Consider the following 19,877-nt stretch of genomic DNA (forward strand, 5'->3'; position numbering starts at 1 on the left):
ATTTAAGCCGTGAAGTCACTATTGGTGAAAATATGAAACTAAGCGGACCCGAGTAATCCAATACGGATCCGACCTTGAACTTTTTCTATGCGTTTGACTCCTGAGGCCACTTCCAGGCAAGCCACACAATTACCATTGTCAGAATAGACTCAACGACAGCGTACATTTTATAAAAATACCAACCTACAGAATAAGCAAGAAACATAAGCATAACCGTCATTATGAATCCAACCAGTATATTCAATATTCTATTAACTTTTGCGGGTAACAAAACTGACAAGCAGATCATTAAACTGGTTACCATCATTATCGAAGACAACCCTAGCAGAGCTGTTTGATCGCCAGCCCCGAAAATAGTCGTACCGTTTATCATAGCTTCGATTTTTGTAGGTGTATAAAGCTCGAAATAATCACAGTAAATGTATAGTGACGTTACAGCTGACCACAAAGCACAAAGTTTAATTTTGATATTTATATGATACTCAGAGAACTTTGATATTATTCTAATACTCCTTTTTTTTTCTCATAACTATATATTGTTCATGTCGAAAGTAACGACAATTCGTATATTCACTTGATTGCATGAAACAATAACAACAATTTAATCACATGTAACCACACTGGAAACAATTAGAAACAATCAAAATATGCCAACCTTTCCCATGACAGCGGAATTTAAATAATTCAGGGGGGGGGAGATGCCTTAGAAAAAGCACAATAAATTTCAATAAAACTCCATTACATCTATCTTCCATCGTATATTAATGCGTAATTGACTTTGCTTTGACTTCATACATATTGTTACATTTTTATAGCTTACTTAATTAGAAAAATAACAGCTAAAAATTTGTAACAATTAGAAAATAGACGAATATACAGACTAGGAATTTTATTTATCAATCTCAAAAAATTAGCATTAATCAATTTGAATATAAAAACACTTATCAATTCAAATAAAAATTTTGCGAATTAGTAGAGTTAACAACTGAGGGGTGGGCATCCATAGAGGTTGATAAGTTTATATAAATATTTTCACATGGAATTAGGTAATTACACTTCCCCAACCTATTAAACCTGCTGCATTAAATAGCCAAAATAATTTAGTGATTTCAAAGTGCTTGATTGAAAATATATGGCAGCAAGATAGTCTCTGCCATGATAAAAGATTGCTGGTGACAATTAGGAAGAGCAGAGGGTGATTGAGCAAAGTTTGCTATTAACCGGTAAATGAAATAGAGATCAACAACGTGTTAAGTATCCAATTTATGTAATTCACTATGCTTAGAGGCAGCATCCAGCCTAAGGCTAAAAAGCTAATAAAACTAAAGTGCTGAATTTAGAAGTTTGATGCAATTTGGTCATACTTAACTTGCCTATCATTTTTAACGCCTGATGAACCCAAAGAGCTGCTGGGACATATTTTGGATAAGCCAAAATACGCGAGACCTGTAAGTTTTAAAGATACATTTTTTCGGATGCGCAGGACACTATTTCATCTATAGATTGAGTTCCAATCTCCTTCCTTCAAAACCCTTTTCGAAATTCAATACCCTATTTCAGTAAAGCGCTGATACTCAAATTCATCTCTATTCGAACCAATGCAGCCTATTAGCAGACTTTCAAACTCAATAACTTTATCAACGGCCATTTTACGAGCGGTAGATAACCACCAATGCGCATCTTATGGTGTGTATGGTTCTGGGATCTTTAATGATAAATATTTCGATCCTTCAACTTCATTAAGGACCCGTATCAGCTCAGGTTTAACTTCTTGTTGAATTTTTCTTAGTTTAATCATCTAGACCTACTTTATTTATTCCGAAGTTTAGAAAAATAACACTATCATACAGGGTGAATAATGCATGACTATAATCACCGCAAGCCATGCATTTTTCCCACTTGTGATTTAAGGGTTTGATTTGCGACTACACACTAATACCTGGCTGATAATACTGAGTTAAACTGTATAGCGAAGTGAACTTAGCTTTTTTACTAGTGCCTGATTTTACCCCATAGTTTCTATCGAAGAACTACAGCCAATCCCCCTTAGACCAAATTTAAAAAAGTGGCTTCTTAATCATTGAGGTAAACACCGATTATATTACCAAATGGATTACTTGTACCGTTTACACATTTATCAAATCTAACTCTAACCTTTTTGTCTGCTGTTTGTGCAGTGAGTAAAATTGAGAAAATTGCATCATATTTCTTGTGAGATGGACTCAAGTAGTAGACTGAGGTAGAACATCCAGTCGCCGGTAAATGTACATAGGTATCACCGTTACTATTAACAATATGTAAGTTCTGAGGCACAGACGCAGACGTTGTGCCTGGAGTATTCATGCCTGCGTAACTGAAACTTGAAGCAAAAAAAAGAGGTAAAATTAATTTTTTCATATTATCCCTTAGTTATAATTTTACCCATTATAGCACCACCCGTTCTTTTGTCACGTAACACAGGGCTGGCTTTCATATTTTCAGTTGAAAGTAAAGAGGACTAAAGAAGATTGAAGCAAACCACATATTCTAAACACACCAATGGGTAATGAAAAACTACCAACAAAGCAACGCTCAATACTTTAAAATGATAACAACATATGGCTATTAAATGTGTAATTAGCGTCATTATAAAAATTAAAATAAGCAAAAGAACAAGATAAAATGAGATTTAAAATATCTCATTTTATGAATTGTTTATACTATAATTTAATATTAGCTTTTTTTAGGAGTTGAGAGGCGCCATATAATTAATAGGCGAGATTCACCTCAAGGTTAATTTTTTACTCTGGAGGAAAAAAGCTCCAAATATCTATCTTAATTACATTTTCACACCATGCTTCAAAAGTATACGTTTTTTCTTCAGTAGTGAATTTTAATGCCATCGGGTAAGTTCTTACTTTCTCTTTATTAAGCAAATCTAAAAACTCAACATAGAAGCAATCACCCAAATCAGAATAAATAGTAAGTTCATCAAACTCCCTTTTTACACACACTTCTTTGAGATAGCCGTTTTCCGTTACTACACAAACATCTAATATAGATGTAGGTAAGCATGTTCCTTTCCACTGAAGTTTGGCTGACCTTCGGTGGCACTCTTGCGTAAACGAGTATTTTGTTTTTCCTGTTACGCTATAAAACCAATTATCAATTATTTGTAGACGTCCATCAATTTCATATTCCGTCATCAGCAGTTCAAAGATTCGGTCTTGCTTTAACTCTTTACAATATCCTAAAAAGAATAAATCTCCTTGTTCGTTTGCCAACAGCTCTGACATTTTGGCTTGACGCTTTATGCAATGCTGAACGCCATTTTGGTTACATACTTCCGTAAAATTAATTGAGTGTGCTAGATCGCATACCGAGAATAGTCCTTTGGTAAAATAACTATAGTCGTGCGGAAACATGTACTTTTTCTTCTTCTTCCAAAACATTTTTATGTTTATCCTTTGGCCCACTAACGCCTCTGTAAAAAGACAAAGCTCAGCTGACATTGCCGTTTAGTCAAAGCCAATACTCGATTATCCAAACTTTTAAACGGGTGCTTTAAACTGCTCGTTTATTTATCGCCCAAAAAAACTCATCATCAAACTTATGATCTTCCACTTTATCAATGTTATAAAAAGCGCAAGTCTAATGTAGGCATGGATAGGCTAAAATATATCTTTCATTAGCTTTAATACTAATACTTACAGACTCAATAACACTATGCCCTAGCGGTATCGCTCAAAAACTGAGTGAATGACATCGGATGACTCTTCCCAAACTGGATTACACCCAACAGAAAATAGCGACACCAAAACTAGAGATAATCTCACAAATATCATTGCATGCGAGCGGATGATATGTATTTTTCTTCACTTACAACTCTTTAAGTACCTATTTAATACGTTTGAAAGTTGCACGCAAATACCCATCTTGCTTACCTAGACCAAGCTCAATTAACGGATAGGCGCCTTCTTGGATCATTGTGTCACCAACTATTGTTATTTTGAAAGGGATAGACATCCCTTCATAATTTGGGAAGCTGGAATATTCAATATGTTCAGTCAATATATTATCTTTGTAGCTGTAGCGGCCCAACGACCCCCCAAAATTATCAAACGCTACCACTTTTTGTTCTTTCGTAAGTTGAAATGAACTAAACCTAGGTCGGCTAGTACCAATACTCGAAAACGCAAAATGGCTATCGGTAAATATTTTTATCATTTCACGACTTTTACCATCAAAGGTTGTGTATTGCTGGTCGCCTATAACGAGTGTTTCTAGCTCTAATTGCCACTCACCTTCTAAAGTATTTTCTTGACTGCTGCTAAATGTTTGACATCCGCTAAGCGCTCCTGCCGCGAGTGCCAAAGTAAATAAAACTCTCATTATTATTTTATCCATATTGTTATTTATAATACTTTACTTCCCGTGTTTAACTGCCTCAAAACATTACTCCACAATAACCAAGTTAGTAAAACTATTTCGCCTTGTGGATTTTTAAAGTAACCATTGACTGGCTCAAAAGTGGGGTTCTTATCCAATCATTCTTGAGCTTTATACTTGCTGTCAACAAATATTAAGAACATTAACAATGTCCAACAAATATAACAAAGTTCAAATTCATATTGCACATAGCTCTTGGAGAGCGATGCTTGAAAACCTCCGTGTTACCTCTCACATTACCTATAACACTCGCGTTGAATAAAATCTTAAGTACTTCGCCATACGGCACTCTCGTTTTTCCAAAAGAAGATAAAATGACTAAAGCTCGAAAAATATCTACACTACGATACTTAACAGCACAGGGAATGATTAAAAAAACATAAAAACAAACCCAAGGTAATACTCTATAGAAATATCATTTATAACTATGTAAAAAGCAGGTTTTAGTTTAAAAATATACTAAACACCGACCGTTGGGCTATTTTTTAAACAACCAATACAGTCCCTGAATTGCAGTAGTTGGAAACGCAGTTTCGTGGTTTGCCCCCTCTATAGCTAAAAATTTGACTTGCACATTCGGATATTGCCCACTAGATAGTTTGGATAACAGTTGTTGTGCACCAGCTACTATATCATGCCTAGGTGAGTCATATTTAGGCGTCTCCCTCTCTCCAACAGCAATAAATATCTTATGTGCATCTAAGCTCTTCTTAGGTTTAATACTAAGTATGTCATTGTTCATAAACCACACTGACGGGCTTCCAAGAATGTAGTTTGAGAACATATCAGGCTTGGTAAACAATATATACGCACCAAGTAAGCCGCCCAGAGAATTACCTACGTAAGTACGTGAGTTGTTAACGCGGTAATGCGATTTAACATAGGGAAATATTGAGTTCTCTATAAAGTTAGCATGCTCAAGCGCCCGCCCAGTTTCAAGCTTCCAGCTGCTGTCTTTTTTATGAGTAAAATCCCGAATTCGACTTGAAGGCCCTTTGGTACCTTTTGAATATGAAATCCCAACAATTATCGCTTCTTCCATTTTTCCCGTATTCATTGGAAATCGTGTAGCTCCAGAAACGATTTGAAAACTATACAAAGCATCCGTTAAATAAATAACCGGATATGATTTGCCTTGGTCACGCCCATATGAGGCGGGTAACTTTACAAAGATAGGGTAAACCCTATTAGAAATAGGGTCTTTTATATCTATAACACTACTTCTGGGGATCTCAAAAGTACTTATGTTTTGAGCTTTAACTAATTGACTAAAGCTTATTAAAATAAGTATGAACGGTAAAAATTTCATCAAAACTCCTTTTCTTATAATGCTTCAAAATGAAACGACAGAATTGTTGATATACTTTCTTTTTTTTTATTGTTCTTTTGGATTACTGCGCACAAAAAATGCAGCAGTAAAAAGCAAAGACATTATGAATTGTACTGTAAAGCTGGAAAAATAGCTTTCTTTGGTCATATGAGCTAAAAGATTCCAAACTCCCATATTAACAAGGAAAGCAATGATACTTCCTCCTATTTTGTGTTGAAACCAAAAGCAAGAAAAGCTCTCAACACATAATTTATACTTTTCATTTATGTTCAATTTTTTCTCCCAGTTTTTTATTTGCTAACGCTATAAACAATACCGATAACACTTGGCGAGTGCCCGAAATACTAACTTAATTAAGTACCGTAACCTCATCGCTTTAAACATTCACACACTTATCACTAAAATAATGAACATTTAATTAGTGGTTTAATTTACAAAGCTAAATGTACCTAACCGTAACTGATTACTTATAGTCAAATCAATGTCACATTTAATCGACGATAACTAGAGCGCACTGTTGGTAAGTCTAATACTTACTGAAGTACAAAAGGTACGCTCACAAAATCGATTGAATAGATTTTTATAACTACCAAACTGTTGGTAGCATTCCAATAGTTAATAAAGTACAGGTAACAAGTGATAGGATTGACCCTAAACGCACGAGAATCGTCACCATATATTCTGTTGCGATAGTTGCCGAAAAGCCAGCGCCAGCAATTGGAAGCGCTTTACTTGCGCCAGTCACAGATGCAACCGTTATCCCAAGCCAAATAAGTATGAACCCAAACGCACAGCCATAAGCTGTAAATATTTCTAGAGAGACAGGTAACTCAACTAATGACCAGATAATGCCAAAGATCATTAGAGCCATTGCGCACTGAACGGCTGTTAAATGCCCGGACAGAGCCATTCTTGAATTTTTTACAGCCGGTATCAATGCACCTTGAATTAAACCAACCAGAAACAAGGCAGTACCAATGAAAATGAGCTCTGAGCCAATTTGTGTGAACTCAATCATAGCCCACCCTTTGTTTGCATAATACAAGGCTCTGTGTTGCTACTTATATTCCAGCCGATAGCACTATCAACTAAGGCGCTTCTTTCATATCGCTTTTTTAATTTTCGAAAGGTATTCATCGTTAATCTCCACTGAAAAAATCTATGGTAAGTAACGGAATACCAGAATTCATTCACCTAGATTCATTTTTCAATTTACTTAGAGTCTGGGGGGCAACACCTAGGTAGGAGGCAATATGATATGACTTAACTTGATCAAATATGAAAGGGTACTCATCCAGTAAACGTGCATACCTTTGGGCTACGGTCTCAGACATGAGAGAAAGAACACGTTTATATGTTGCAGAGTAATAGGTGTTATGTATCCATATTCTTGCTAACGTTTCCCACTTTTGGTCTTGTGATATAAAGTTATCAAGCGCTTTCAAGGATGCAACATAAAACACCGAATCTTCCAAAACTTCAAAGTTAAGCATGGATCCAGTTTTTTCATAAAAGCTGACACTATCATCCATAAAGTGGTTTAAACCATGTTTACTTTTTCCGCGGAAATAAAGTTGCCATGTATGTTCTTTACCATTCATATCAATTAGGCATGACCTGGCTAAGCCACTTTTTATAAGCCAAATCTCACTAAATACATCACCTGCGTGATGAATTGTAGTCCCTTTTTTGACATGTTTTACGTCAAAGATCTCGCAAGCTTGCTCCCACTCCTCATCATTGACAGGAATGTAATGATCAATCATTTTTCTAAAATACTTCATAAAACTCAGTCATTTTTTATTATTTGCTAACTGAACGATACAAAAACTTTTCGCTAAAAAGTGAGTAATAGAGGGCTTTTGTATCTCTATTTAATTTTATATTTATGGACACCTTATATAAAATAACTCATAAACTTATGTTTTATCCGTCAACCGTACTTCTTTTTAATAGTTAAACAGATCCTGCGTGTCCTTACTGTGCAAGAAGAACGAAACTCTCTGTATATCCCTATCAGCAAGTCTGTAGCCATACCGTTTAACTAAGCTCATTTATGTGCATAGCCGAAGTCTTTAATATCCCCTTGTAGCAGAATACTTAAGTCTCAATAAGCCCCGCTCAACGCGTCACGTTATATACATTGTTGTTATTTATATAGAGCAGTTTACCCTTTAAGATAACATTTGATTAATTATCTTTAACATATTTTCTTTTTGATAGCCTTCCATTGACGCATAAATCCCTAAGCTTCCAATTAAAAGGGCTACAGCTGTGCAGATCATTACCTTTTTTATTTTCATCATACTTCCTTAGTTTAAATATTTTAAAAAATCATACCATACTTGCAGGAGGCTAACATTAGCGAATAAAGAGCGAGAACCAAAGATATCCAAGTCGTTAAAGCAGTTTCCTTATACATTTAAACGTGATAAAAAATCATTTTTATTATTAAACTCAGTACTAGTAGATATTAAACGATTTAGCTACCTGTAATTTCTACCACTTTAAAATAAATTTATACGTATACTGATAAGACTGTTCTCAAATGCCCCGTCTGCTGTTCAACTGTGCATGCCGTACCAATTTTAACTGCACACCGCGTCGACGTTATTGCACTGAAAAAAGTACACATTAAGCATTGAAAACGGTTTCTAGGAAACAGAGCAGCTAACTAATCGACACTATTATCTATTTGAGCTTGTTGTTTTGTTCTGTCTATTGCATCACTGAGGGAAAGTTTTACAACAACTCCCTGAGAGTTATCTAACACCAGCTTAACCGAGTAAGAAGTTTTGACTAACAATGACAATGACAATGACAATGACAATGAATCATCATAAGCCAAGGTTTTAACGTCTTCAATCGATGGGTCTGCTAGGCTTAACCTCTAAAAATCCATAATTAAATCAACAACCTCAGTTGTTGATTTAGGCTTAGAAGATAATAACTTTTCAAATAAATCCATTTTATTTTTTACTACACTACTGTCTATATCTTGTAAGGCACTTAATGACAACTCTTTCATTTCCATGTTGTTAGAAAGTACAGTTGATACCCCAACAAGTGATGCCCTGAGAGCCGATATACCAATTAAAATTGCAGCATGCTTTTCAACATCAATGACACTGTAGTGAGTAAGTAATTTGGCAATTAGTTCTCGCGATGTAACATCGTTGATACTACCTTTATAACCATCCTGTTTAAGCAATGCTTCAATTTGTTTTACTATTTCAGATTCGGCTTCTTGGGCTTCAGGAAATTTTGAGCCTTGTATCAGATCATAACGTCCCAATTGCAAACCAAGTGAAACACCAAATCGAGCTTTTTGTCGTTCAATTACAACTTTCCCTTGTTCTCCTTGAGCGAAGTCAGGTTGCCAAATTTGAAGCAAAAACAAAGCGGTCATTGAGACAATCATCAAACTTGCTATGAGCTTAGCGGTTAGTCCTAACTCCGATATCCAAACCAGTATTCTTTGAAATGAATCCATGCAAACCTTCTTATAAAATAAACATTATAAAAACAAAACACCAACAAAAAAGCTACATGCAGAGAAGGAACTAGTCAACTGTAAATTATTAATTTAAGTGACTTACTTGAGTTCTAACATGGCACTCACAGCGATTTCATCTACAAACAGCGCTCCGAAGTGCTTAACAACTCGCCATTGTCAGACTTATGTATAAACCAAATCTCTTTCGACTGTTTATGCCAAAGAGTGAAGGTGGCTTTATCGGTTAGACATTGCGCTATTCATCATTATACAAAACTGTATGCGTACAGTTGATCATGACCACATAAGTACATATATCGATTACAAAACGCCTTAGCTAGTTGCAATCATTTCTGCTTATTCTGCGGTGCTAAAATAACTTACCCATTTCTTTATCTTATGTGCACAAAAATACATGTATTACACATCATGATATACAGTGGTAATACTTGGTATACATCAAGCTGACCTCCCCTACTTACTACTGCCATAAAAAGCTACACACACCTTACATCCAGTACAGAATAGGCGACCTATTAACCAGTTCCTAAGTTAGAATGAATATCATCTATCTTTTCCCTATCTTTCTTAAAATAAGATCTTTATAATTTAAAATTTATAAATGGTTATAATATTTATAAACATTAGATAGAATTGAATCATTATTAACTTTTCCAGCAACCATAAACGAAAGGATACTTTGTGTTTTACAAATTAAAACTTGCTTTATTAAGCACAGTGGCTTTTTTAATTAGTGCGAATGCAAATGCAACCAGCACTACTCCAGCTTGCTATAATATTAACTACGCTTTAGACGAAAGTGGCTGTATTTTGTCCTCTACCAGATCATATGCGGGTAAACGAGGCTCAATGCATCTAAAGGTTTATACCAATGATTCTGGAGATAAAGCTTTTGACCAACCAATCATTGTTGTTGCACCTTATCCTGGTGCACTGCTTGCGCCTAGCAACTCCCAAGGCTCTATCAAACAAAATCTAGATCTAGTATTAAGAAATACGTTTATGGGAGCTAGTCCGGATGAAATTAAAGCGAGATATCCAAACTCTGATATTGTTCTTTTTGCCTATGAGTATGAACAGAATAGAAGATTTGGCTCAGGTGACCATATACAACGTAATGCCTTCACAGTCTTAGAAGGCATTGAATTAATAAACGAAGTTAATCAACTCAATAACCATAAGCCAAGCATTTCAGTACTTGGTACAAGTTTAGGTGGTGTCGTATCTAAATATGCCATCGGTTATGCGCACAAATATGGTATCGAAACTAACATTAGAACATGGGTTACTATAGACTCTCCACTTAGAGGGGCAAACATACCACTGTCTTATCAAAGATTGCCTTTATTTATTGACTCAATGCTCGATGACTTTAATGACGTTGGTATAATTAGTCTATCAACCTTTGATTTTATAGCTTCTGCTCTTGATTACTCATTATTGGTATTCTTAAAATTGTCAGACTTAACGAGTGAAATGAAGAAATCAATACGTGATACACGTTCACAGGTGCAAGTATCATACGAAAATATACATTCAGACTCATCTAAGCAACTATTGATAAACCATATTGTTGATAAAAGTGGCAGTATGCGCTCAACTTTTTTAAATGAACTAAATTCAATGCCCTTACCTGACGATATACGAAAAGTTGTATTTACTAATGCATCTCTTCAAGCCAGCTATAATAAACCGTCAAGTTGGAGCGCATCAAAATTAATAGAAGCACCACATGGGGGTAACGGAGGCCCATTAGAAGCAGCAGATTTTGTGTTTAAGGAAAATACACTCAGTGGTAGTCGAAACGAAACTTTATTTAAGTCTTATACACGTGTAGATAGATTTGCCGGTAATGATAAGCACATAAAAGATGATACAAAGTTGAATGAGTTTTCTAACTATCAGTATGTTAACAGTGCTCCCGGCACGAATATTGGTCTGACTCACAGTTTAGTAAATACGTTAAATAACGATATCTTAAAAGCGCAGCCTCATCATGAAGGCTATGCTAGATGTATCAACTGTCGAGAGCCGAACTTTATTCCAACCTTCAGTGCTCTGGACATTGATCCTGCTGTTTATGGAGTTGACCTAAACGCACTTAAAGGAGCAAGCCACAGTGAAACACTACAAAAACTTGAAGCAGCTTCTCCGTTCGACAAGATTCATCATGTAGAAAGCCGTAGACACGATTACGAATTTAGTGCTTCTGACATGTCAAAGCTGGATTCTGAATTAAAAGGCAGACATGATATAGCCTATTTAATCCCTATTCTTCACAACCTATTACATTAAAAATGATGAAAAGAGCCCATCACTGGGCTCTTTTTACTCTCCAATATTACTTTCCCCATCAGTACAAAGCTGCATCTTAGAGGAGCAGTCAGCACTTCATTGGTTTATTAGTAACTAGCCTTCTGATTTTAAGTTCGGCAACTTGTCTTTAACATAGTCATAAGCATCATCTGAAATTTCAGTGTCTAGAAATGATATATATTTCAAGTTTGGTAAAAGTGCTAACAACTTGAAACCGCTATCAGTTATGTTGAAATCTTCAATCCAAAGTTCTTCTAGATTTTTAAACTGACTAATTATTTCCAATGATTTATCTGTAATGAAAGTTGAATCGAGATCTATACATCTCACATTGGATAAAAAAGGTAAATTTGAAATACCTTTGTCTGTGATTGGTGCATTTTCCAGAGAAAGTGAAACGACATTACTTGGTACTTTAGACAGTTCATTATCTTCTAGTTGCGTTGCGTCAAAATAGCCATCTTCTTTTTTAAGCTTAAATACCAAAACATCGCTCATTTTGATACTCCCCTTGAGTCTACATTTGATTATACGTCCGCATACAAAACGGATAATGCTTAGATGCGACTAGCATTACTTTTGCTGAGCTTTGAAAGCTACTGATTTTCCTATGTTTAAGACATTTGTAATTAATAAGGCATAAGCTCCAATGTATCAAGATTGACGATTAAACCAAAGCGTGAGCTTTTTATTTTAAGGCCAATATAGTTTGAAAAGTTTTTGTACATTGAACGATGATACCAAGAAGTGTAAATACCCCATACTTAATATTAAAGCCTTCTTTTACAACAAAACAATCTGAAAAAAAACATCGGTGTATCTTTGATTTTTAATGTGCTTGTGACTTTGTCAAAACGTGCCCAACAGTATTAGCTAGGCAAACCAACTATTTACTTTCAGGTTGAATAACAGCGCCTTGGTGGGCTTAAGCAACATGCGATAACACTAACAGATATAGTACAAATTTCGCTCCCCCTCCGTAAGCTTCTCTCCCAAACAAGAGAGTCAAAAGAGTTAGCTAACATCGCGAAGCAGGCGCGCGCACCAATCGTTTTCGGTCTTATGCTCAATAGCTTCGTAATACGCATTAATCTAACAAAGCTAATGAATTTAAATTGAAAGAGTATACAAGAAACGAGTCCTCAACCACTTTCAACGTTATTGTTAACGTTGCGTCACCTTTTTCATATTTAGCGGGGACAGTGTAAGACACAAAAGTGCCAGACTCACCTCCGGCCATTGCTTTCTTAGACACACTTTTAAATTGATATTCACCTAGCTCAATTAAATTGCCCATATTAGATAGACCTTTGACAATTTTTTGAAGATCTTCATCTGATACGCCGTCTAACGTTGTTTTAACAAGATAGCCTTTCATTGTTTCGACTTGCCAGCTTGAAATATCCCTTATGGCAACATCCATATATGGAATGGCTGTTTTTTCATATTCTGATGATTTATATACTGTCCACCCCCCTATAACAGTAAAAAAAACCACAAAAACTAACAATATGGCACCTAAGCCTTTTAATATTTTCTTAAACATACACTCTCAAACACGTATAACGCCCAATAATGAGCAAAGTTATGTTGGCTAAAGTTAACGAAGAAAAGAATGCAAAACAAGCATTTTGCGACCCGAAGTTAAACCGTTTGTTAACAGCTTCAATCCCACCAATTGAATAAAGCCTCACCTAAGCTCTTTGGCTTCCAATATGCAATATCACTAGAGGACATATATGGATATTTTACAAAGGCTTCAATTAAACTGCTTTGCTTATGTGTAGTAATACCGAAATGAACTTTTAAGATTTTTGAAGCATGTTCGTTGTCTACAAAATGTAATTTATAAGATAAAAACTCAGAATAATTACAAAATGCCCACTCTCCGTGAATTGAACAAATTATGCAGACTTCTTCCTCAGCCCTTTTCATCAAAGCTAAATGAAAGTTTGGGGTTACATTGCTCCCCTTTAGCTCTTTAACATCCAGATTTAAAGATGAGCTAAGGTAGTAAATAATCCTTTTAAATTCTTGAAAATTCATATACTTTGAATGCTAACTCCGCAATTAAACGGCTAAAACCAGTTGAGTAAAATTGTGTTAGGCACAAGCAAAGCCAACTGTTTTGGTCCGCGTATATGGCTTGTTATATGATGTTTTCAGAGCAAGTTAAATACATTTTCGTGCTCAAAGACAACTGCTCGTAATTATACTCGACAGTAAAACTCTCACCAGATGCTGACTTTAACTCAACATCAAAGCTAATCCCCTTCTCTGCTCCCGCAAGGATATCAAATACTCTGTTACTCATTAAATAGAAATACTGAACGCCTTCAATTTGTACTTTATTTAATTTTCCCCCATTGACATAAAGCTCCAGAGGATAATCAACTTGACCAAATGAATGGTTATAAGCTCCGTGAATTATAAAACCTAAGATATGGTGACCTTTTTGAAAACCATAGCTTTTTTGCAATTCAGAAAGCACGTACCTTTTCCCCTTCAAGGAGAAGTTAGCAGCAATACTTAAATTTAGCTCAGGGGATACTTCAATACTCGAAGTTTGCCACATTACACAAGCAGAACTTTTAAATTCAGGCTTCCAATACCCTCCATGTGGTAGGGCCACACTGCCAAAGCTAAACAGGATTAATACTAGATAAAAAAGTTTGGACATAAATACATATCATAACTGTTGTGTCTATTGATTTAGACGTTTGTTAAATTACACTAGCCCAATTCCTAGACCCAGTATCATAATCACAAAATATAAAGGCCCATGATTAAACCGATTTAATAACCAGAAGTATAAGAATGACAGAGCAAAAGAAATACCTACAGTTACAGCTATGTATGTTAAAGCAGCTCCACTCATAAAACCAAAAATTAGGGCAACAGAAGAGTAAATGCCTGCACATAGTATTGGTTTTTCAGTGATAGCTAAAACTCTTAGCAAAGCGATTAATAATATTATTTTTATAATCAAAACGTGTCCTATCATTTAACGCCGTATTAAAGCGTGTACAACGCGACCACAAGCCACAACTATACCACCGAAGGCACTAAACTCAACGACAGAATGAAAAATACAAAGCCTTAAAAATCGCGCATAATTATTTCCTTAGGATTATAACGCCTTGTTAAATCGAGAAAATCTGTTAGCTAAATTAGCGGCGAAGGAGCAAAATCCAACAGCTTGATGCTAAAGTCATTTCAAAATTAACTTTGTACATTTATTCTGCATTGCAACCATATCTTCTTACGGGGATCCTTTCTTTTATACACCATGTTGGACCATCCAACAAACCAAAGTCATGAGCACCTTTATCAACTAACTGTTTTGGATAGTTTGTAATGACATTGATATAAATTTTGGGAAAAAGCAGCCCTGCTTTATTCTCAATTTCATCAATATCAGAACAGTTTTTGATATTACCCTGAATAAATAACTCCCCACTTAAACAGAGAGTAGGCTTTGGCTAAAATAAGTATAAAATCGAAGCCAACAAACTGTTACGGCTCAGATTTTAAAGCTTTGTTATATGCCCTTAAATGGTCAAAAACTTTATCTGAAAGAGTTTCTAACTTTGATTGGGTATTTCCAGCGGCTATATTTGTTACAATAAAAATACCAATACTTTTCTTCGGATAAATTACCAACCAGCTAGATGTCCCCATTGAACCACCACTTTGATATAGCATTCGATCATTTGAATCATATTTGTATGTGTTCCAATAAAATGCCTTGCCGTGACCAGTCCAGCTCTCATCCAGAAGTTGATGAGAAATAGCCACCTCAGGCTCTAAGGATAATTGATGTCGCATATAACGCGTAACAGACTCAACGTTTGAAGTTAACCCTCCACCAGCAAACCAATACGCACTAGCCAAGGGCATTTGATTACCATTTCCATCTGACCCTATTGTAACTTCACTTAACTCGAAGTTTGTGCGTCTAAATTTAGTACCAAACTCCCCAGACTTACTCATGATCATGTCAGAAACCAGTAATTCAAAAGGCTTTTGGTACACTGATTCCAGAATATATCCTGCTAAATTAGTACCAACACTTGAATATAAATACGTCTCACCAGGTGTAGAATTAAGGGTCACTTTTTTAAGATCATCAAAGTAGTCATCTCTAGTATATTGGGAAATTTTTTCAAAGTATGTGCCTTGCTCAATATCTTCGCGACTATAAGCAAAATCTCTTGGCAGCCCGCTTGTATGAGACAAAAGATGTCGTAAAGTTATATACTGGCTAGACAGCTCCAAGTTTTGATATTCGTAATTATCTAGGTAACGACGGACATCTTTATCAAGTTCAACTTTCCCGTCGAGAATAGCTTTAGCGACAACTAGCCCTGTATAAGTTTTGGTTAAAGAGCCAATCTCGTATATTGTATGATTGTTAGGCGAATCGCCATTCCTTAACGTCCCTAAATGGTATTGGTAAGTATTTTCTGAGTCTACAATAGACACTGAGATTACTTGCCCAACATTTCCATCAATAAACTCTTTAAGCTCAGCTTTCGTGTTCGATTCAAAATTACTTGCATCGTGGCTTTTACAAGAAGCCAACACTGTTGTAATTGAAATAATCAATATCAATGATATAGTTTGACTAATTAATCGAATCATTACTTTCCTTTTAAAATCATTCAAATTACCGTTTAGACGATAAAAGTAATTAAAAGGTTTAAATGCGAAATCAATCTAGACACTAAACACTTCGCTTACCCTACGCAAATAGCAGTTTAAAATTGGCGAAAAACGAGCGAAGAAAGCGTTGTTATATGTATTTTAAGCTGAACACTCTCTCATGATATTCCCCATGAATACTTTCGATTCATTGAAGGATTTAGGGGTAAAAACTTCATGAGCGTCATTTGTTTTGGTGCCATCAATCGTTAACTTATAGTAAATAATTTCCTCAGCTGCTTTTTCAACTTCAACAGATAGCTGATAATTTGTTGATGCTCTATACTCTTCAAACTTTTCAAAGAAACAACTTTCAGAGACAGGCTCATCAAGCTTCTTGCCATAACCTACTAATTTAATAGGATGAAAGCCACAAGCAGTCAAAAAGGACAAAAGTAAGATTATAATTAGTATTTTCATATTACCTCAAAAAATAGCGCTTCAATAAACAGAGAAAAGTAGTAGCTTAAAATTGTAAGGAACAAAAGCTGGCTATTTACACAGTTTTAATTTCCTTCGTTATATTTCACTTTCAGAAAACTTTTCTATCTATAGCTTTAAAACTCAATCGAGTTTAACTAACTCGATATATGGTACATGGTTTACTAAACCTGACTGCACTACTCCACCACTCAACGCTAGTATGCATGCTATAGTTGAACCTCACGATAGAACATTTAACCTTTAGTTAACTGAGCTATGAATAACTGGAAGACCAAAACGAGTATTAACAAATATTATTGCGATAAGTGAAACTTGCCCCATGAACGACTTCCAGTCTTCATGAACGATACTCAAGATTCGTGTTATATCTTTCGCATTTAAAGAGTGGTAAGGCCCTTTATTTAGTTTCGCTACAACTATTTTCACTATACCCTTCAAGAAATATAACACTTTTATTTACGATAAATATGACAAAACACCATTCAGATAGGTTCTACACTCCCCTTAACCATAACAACAAGCTAATCAGGTGTAACCAAATTAGAAATGATTAAATTGCGTCAAAGGGGAACCTATTGGTCAGACACTTTAAAAGGCATCATAGCCGGAAATATAAGGTTCAATATGTTTTTGCGATCGAGCTAGAAAATTTTGACATCATGGCGCAATAAACTGATGTATGCCCCGTGTGTTTTGATTGACGCCAAACACTCAACGAGTTATCTTTTAAAAATACCTCTGAGTACCGAACGTTAAGGATAGTAAAAGCGAAGAGAGCCAGAGCTAAAAGTTGAGCCGTGATTGAATAAAACAATAACGGTATTTCTGATTTTTTAGTTTTGGAAGGCCTTGTTTCCTAAATAATTGAACTTCTGACCTTTTGCGTGATCAGATCAAAAAAACATAACGCAACTCGACCCACCATGACAAAGAAAATTAAGAACTGGTCTGCCTATAACCGAGCGTTGATACAGCGTGGTAATATTGCTATTTGGCTCAGCGACGACGCTATTCAGCAATGGCAAACCACAGAAAAACACGGTGGGCGTGGTCGTTCAAATAAATATACTGACTTTGCAATTGAAACTTGCCTGACACTCCGGTCTGTCTTTAATTTGCCACTTCGAGCACTTGAAGGGTTCGTTAATTCACTCCTCAATTTAATGGATGTACCTATTTATTCCCCTGGTTACAGCTGTTTGTGCAAGCGAGGAAAGACACTAGATGTTCAATATCGAACCAAGCCAACCACGCAGGGATTTATTGATATTGTTGTCGATAGCACCGGCCTAAAAGTTTATGGTAACGGCGAATGGCATACCCGAAAACACCGAGCCAACAAGCGTCGAACTTGGCGTAAGTTGCATTTAGCGATAGATGCAGCCAGTCATGACATTGTCAGTGCAGAGCTATCAATGGTGAATGTATCGGATGGTGAAGTGTTAGGTGATTTACTACAGCCACTACGGCGAAATGTTGACAGAGTCACCGGTGATGGTGCTTATGATACGCGTGATTGCTACGATGAAATTGCAGCCAAAGGTGCCGTAGCTCGGATCCCCCCAAGGGAAAATGCCCAATATTGGGAGAAAGGTCATCCGAGAAACAGCGCCATAATATTAATATATCAATTTGGTTTAAAACACTGGAAGGAAAAGTCGGGTTATCATGAGCGTTCGCTGGCTGAAACGGGCGTTTATCGTTTTAAACAGCTTACGGGTGACCAATTAACAAGCCGTACCTTCAACAGCCAACACACAGAAGTAATGATTAAAGCCAAGGTGATCAACACGATGAACAGGCTAGGTATGCCTGAATATCAGTAAAAATGACAAGACAGTTAGGAAGAGCATAGCTAGAAGCACTTTCAATTGATTATACTCCGGCTCAACTAGAGCCATAACAATACCCTGTTCGTGGGCAAAATATATTGGCTAAAACTTGTAAGATGCGAGCAAAACCAACTGTTTTTTATCCGAGTTTACGATTTTATTATGTTGAAGCTAACATAACCATTAATTTTTTAAATCGGTAAGCGAAATACAAAACTTAATTCCTGAGACTTAGAGTCACATGCTATATGACTAGGCTTATTAGAAATCAATTTATACTGTGTTTTTAAAATCATTTCTTCAATGACACTTAGAGGAATATCTTCAGGGTAAACTTCAACTACCTTAAGGTTACTTACTTTAAAATGCACTATATCAGCTTGAAAAGTTACATACCCATTTCGTTCTGAAGAAGAATATGACTTGTCAAAAACTGGTTTTGCTTGCTTCACAACATAAACATTCACATCTTCACTACATGGCCTGCAGGCAAATGAAAACGAACTAAAAAATATAAAAAACACTAATATTGTTCTCAACTTTCACCTTCAATATAACAATTTAATTAATGAGTAAAACTTGATTGGGTAAACAAGCGACAAAGTAGTGCAAGCTAAGTATTTTGTGTCCTTTTGAGTAACTTGTAAAGGTTACATGTATTCTGAGCCCTGTCCTTTACTTTATATTTGAAAATTGACCTTTAACAGCAAACAAAATACCAGGTAAACCAAATGCAAAAAAGAATAATATTGAGTTTAACATTGAAGGTTCAGAGCGCTTACCCAAAATAAAGTCTCCGTTTCCTAATTGCCCAAAGAAATACCAAATAGACAATCCGAAAACGATTAAGCCAACTAAACGACCCAAATAATTTCGTACTTTTCCTGATGTAACACACATCACAAATATAATTAAGCAAAATACGCCAAACAAATATATGCCGATTGGATTGCTCAGATCAGGGGCTATTAATATCATCACAACACCGAAAAGCCCTGAAATAGCTCCAAGTAGTATTCTAGAGATAGGACTTAACCCCTTATTTAGAACGTGTTGACCAGACCTGTACATACTCCCCTTGTAACCTTAGAATTTTTTAGATACGACAAATACCGTATAACTACAGCTGCACTCTATTACCCTAACTATAACAATAAATTTAGCATTCGTAACCATATTGGAATCTATTAAAGTACATCGACTGTCGCCCCAAAAAACTCTGTGAACAATAGATTTGTGCCTGTACTATTTAGTTTTATCGAAGTGAAAAAACATAAAGCGACATAATAAATTTTGTAAGATTATT

21 protein-coding genes are annotated in these 19,877 nt (G+C 35.7%); 2 read left to right on the forward strand and 19 right to left on the reverse strand.

Annotation, left to right across the window (positions count from 1 at the left end):
• Nucleotides 1-85: 85 nt before the first annotated feature.
• The 10 genes from S4054249_RS27315 to S4054249_RS12975 all read right to left on the reverse strand — a co-directional run bounded on the left by S4054249_RS27315 (nucleotide 86) and on the right by S4054249_RS12975 (nucleotide 9,251).
• Nucleotides 86-448, reverse strand: coding sequence for a DUF6326 family protein (locus tag S4054249_RS27315; protein ID WP_430522133.1), 363 nt, complete (start codon nucleotides 446-448; stop codon nucleotides 86-88).
• A gap of 1,625 nt (nucleotides 449-2,073) precedes the next feature.
• Complete coding sequence (locus tag S4054249_RS12945; protein ID WP_046354229.1) at nucleotides 2,074-2,397, reverse strand: hypothetical protein; 324 nt, start codon at nucleotides 2,395-2,397, stop codon at nucleotides 2,074-2,076.
• A 383-nt stretch (nucleotides 2,398-2,780) separates the two neighbouring features.
• Nucleotides 2,781-3,491, reverse strand: a complete 711-nt coding sequence (locus tag S4054249_RS12950; RefSeq protein WP_046354230.1) for a hypothetical protein — start codon at nucleotides 3,489-3,491, stop codon at nucleotides 2,781-2,783.
• A gap of 385 nt (nucleotides 3,492-3,876) precedes the next feature.
• A complete protein-coding gene (locus S4054249_RS12955; protein ID WP_046354231.1) occupies nucleotides 3,877-4,371 on the reverse strand; it encodes a lipocalin-like domain-containing protein in 495 nt (164 codons plus the stop codon).
• Between the two features lie 535 nt (nucleotides 4,372-4,906).
• Nucleotides 4,907-5,737, reverse strand: a complete 831-nt coding sequence (locus S4054249_RS12960; RefSeq protein ID WP_052960832.1) for an alpha/beta hydrolase — start codon at nucleotides 5,735-5,737, stop codon at nucleotides 4,907-4,909.
• 66 nt (nucleotides 5,738-5,803) lie between these two features.
• Nucleotides 5,804-6,031 carry a hypothetical protein gene (locus S4054249_RS26320; protein WP_145925022.1) on the reverse strand — a complete coding sequence of 76 codons (228 nt, stop codon included), beginning with the start codon at nucleotides 6,029-6,031 and terminating at the stop codon, nucleotides 5,804-5,806.
• Between the two features lie 313 nt (nucleotides 6,032-6,344).
• On the reverse strand, nucleotides 6,345-6,776 hold the full coding sequence (locus S4054249_RS12965; RefSeq protein ID WP_046354232.1) for a hypothetical protein: 432 nt from the start codon (nucleotides 6,774-6,776) through the stop codon (nucleotides 6,345-6,347).
• 172 nt (nucleotides 6,777-6,948) lie between these two features.
• Nucleotides 6,949-7,542: a Crp/Fnr family transcriptional regulator gene (locus tag S4054249_RS12970; RefSeq protein ID WP_046354233.1), complete on the reverse strand. Its 594-nt coding sequence runs from the start codon at nucleotides 7,540-7,542 to the stop codon at nucleotides 6,949-6,951.
• 890 nt (nucleotides 7,543-8,432) lie between these two features.
• Complete coding sequence (locus S4054249_RS26590; protein WP_155401332.1) at nucleotides 8,433-8,606, reverse strand: hypothetical protein; 174 nt, start codon at nucleotides 8,604-8,606, stop codon at nucleotides 8,433-8,435.
• 42 nt (nucleotides 8,607-8,648) lie between these two features.
• The gene (locus S4054249_RS12975; RefSeq protein WP_046354234.1) at nucleotides 8,649-9,251 is read right to left on the reverse strand and encodes a hypothetical protein; all 603 of its coding nucleotides are present in this window, start codon (nucleotides 9,249-9,251) and stop codon (nucleotides 8,649-8,651) included.
• Between the two features lie 705 nt (nucleotides 9,252-9,956).
• On the opposite strand from S4054249_RS12975, the gene S4054249_RS12980 reads away from it, so the two are divergent.
• Nucleotides 9,957-11,570 (forward strand): hypothetical protein, encoded by a 1,614-nt coding sequence (locus S4054249_RS12980; protein WP_046354235.1) that lies wholly within the window; start codon nucleotides 9,957-9,959, stop codon nucleotides 11,568-11,570.
• A gap of 114 nt (nucleotides 11,571-11,684) precedes the next feature.
• On the opposite strand, the gene S4054249_RS12985 is transcribed toward S4054249_RS12980, so the two are convergent.
• The 7 genes from S4054249_RS12985 to S4054249_RS13015 all read right to left on the reverse strand — a co-directional run bounded on the left by S4054249_RS12985 (nucleotide 11,685) and on the right by S4054249_RS13015 (nucleotide 16,715).
• Nucleotides 11,685-12,089 carry a hypothetical protein gene (locus S4054249_RS12985; RefSeq protein ID WP_046354236.1) on the reverse strand — a complete coding sequence of 135 codons (405 nt, stop codon included), beginning with the start codon at nucleotides 12,087-12,089 and terminating at the stop codon, nucleotides 11,685-11,687.
• 589 nt (nucleotides 12,090-12,678) lie between these two features.
• On the reverse strand, nucleotides 12,679-13,137 hold the full coding sequence (locus tag S4054249_RS12990; protein ID WP_046354237.1) for a hypothetical protein: 459 nt from the start codon (nucleotides 13,135-13,137) through the stop codon (nucleotides 12,679-12,681).
• Nucleotides 13,138-13,256: 119 nt separating this feature from the next.
• On the reverse strand, nucleotides 13,257-13,637 hold the full coding sequence (locus tag S4054249_RS12995) for a hypothetical protein (protein ID WP_046354238.1): 381 nt from the start codon (nucleotides 13,635-13,637) through the stop codon (nucleotides 13,257-13,259).
• A 103-nt stretch (nucleotides 13,638-13,740) separates the two neighbouring features.
• Complete coding sequence (locus S4054249_RS13000; protein WP_046354239.1) at nucleotides 13,741-14,271, reverse strand: hypothetical protein; 531 nt, start codon at nucleotides 14,269-14,271, stop codon at nucleotides 13,741-13,743.
• A 48-nt stretch (nucleotides 14,272-14,319) separates the two neighbouring features.
• On the reverse strand, nucleotides 14,320-14,595 hold the full coding sequence (locus tag S4054249_RS13005; RefSeq protein ID WP_046354240.1) for a hypothetical protein: 276 nt from the start codon (nucleotides 14,593-14,595) through the stop codon (nucleotides 14,320-14,322).
• Nucleotides 14,596-15,107: 512 nt separating this feature from the next.
• Nucleotides 15,108-16,235 (reverse strand): serine hydrolase domain-containing protein, encoded by a 1,128-nt coding sequence (locus S4054249_RS13010; protein ID WP_046354241.1) that lies wholly within the window; start codon nucleotides 16,233-16,235, stop codon nucleotides 15,108-15,110.
• A gap of 162 nt (nucleotides 16,236-16,397) precedes the next feature.
• Nucleotides 16,398-16,715 carry a hypothetical protein gene (locus S4054249_RS13015; RefSeq protein WP_046354242.1) on the reverse strand — a complete coding sequence of 106 codons (318 nt, stop codon included), beginning with the start codon at nucleotides 16,713-16,715 and terminating at the stop codon, nucleotides 16,398-16,400.
• 947 nt (nucleotides 16,716-17,662) lie between these two features.
• On the opposite strand from S4054249_RS13015, the gene S4054249_RS13020 reads away from it, so the two are divergent.
• Nucleotides 17,663-18,565: an IS5 family transposase gene (locus S4054249_RS13020; protein ID WP_069949068.1), complete on the forward strand. Its 903-nt coding sequence runs from the start codon at nucleotides 17,663-17,665 to the stop codon at nucleotides 18,563-18,565.
• Nucleotides 18,566-18,762: 197 nt separating this feature from the next.
• On the opposite strand, the gene S4054249_RS13025 is transcribed toward S4054249_RS13020, so the two are convergent.
• The gene (locus S4054249_RS13025; protein ID WP_145925023.1) at nucleotides 18,763-19,023 is read right to left on the reverse strand and encodes a hypothetical protein; all 261 of its coding nucleotides are present in this window, start codon (nucleotides 19,021-19,023) and stop codon (nucleotides 18,763-18,765) included.
• A gap of 223 nt (nucleotides 19,024-19,246) precedes the next feature.
• On the reverse strand, nucleotides 19,247-19,642 hold the full coding sequence (locus S4054249_RS13030) for a hypothetical protein (RefSeq protein WP_155401330.1): 396 nt from the start codon (nucleotides 19,640-19,642) through the stop codon (nucleotides 19,247-19,249).
• Between the last annotated feature and the right edge of the window lie 235 nt (nucleotides 19,643-19,877).

Origin of the sequence: Pseudoalteromonas luteoviolacea, assembly GCF_001750165.1 — a bacterium.
Classification (GTDB): Bacteria; Pseudomonadota; Gammaproteobacteria; order Enterobacterales; family Alteromonadaceae; genus Pseudoalteromonas; species Pseudoalteromonas luteoviolacea_G.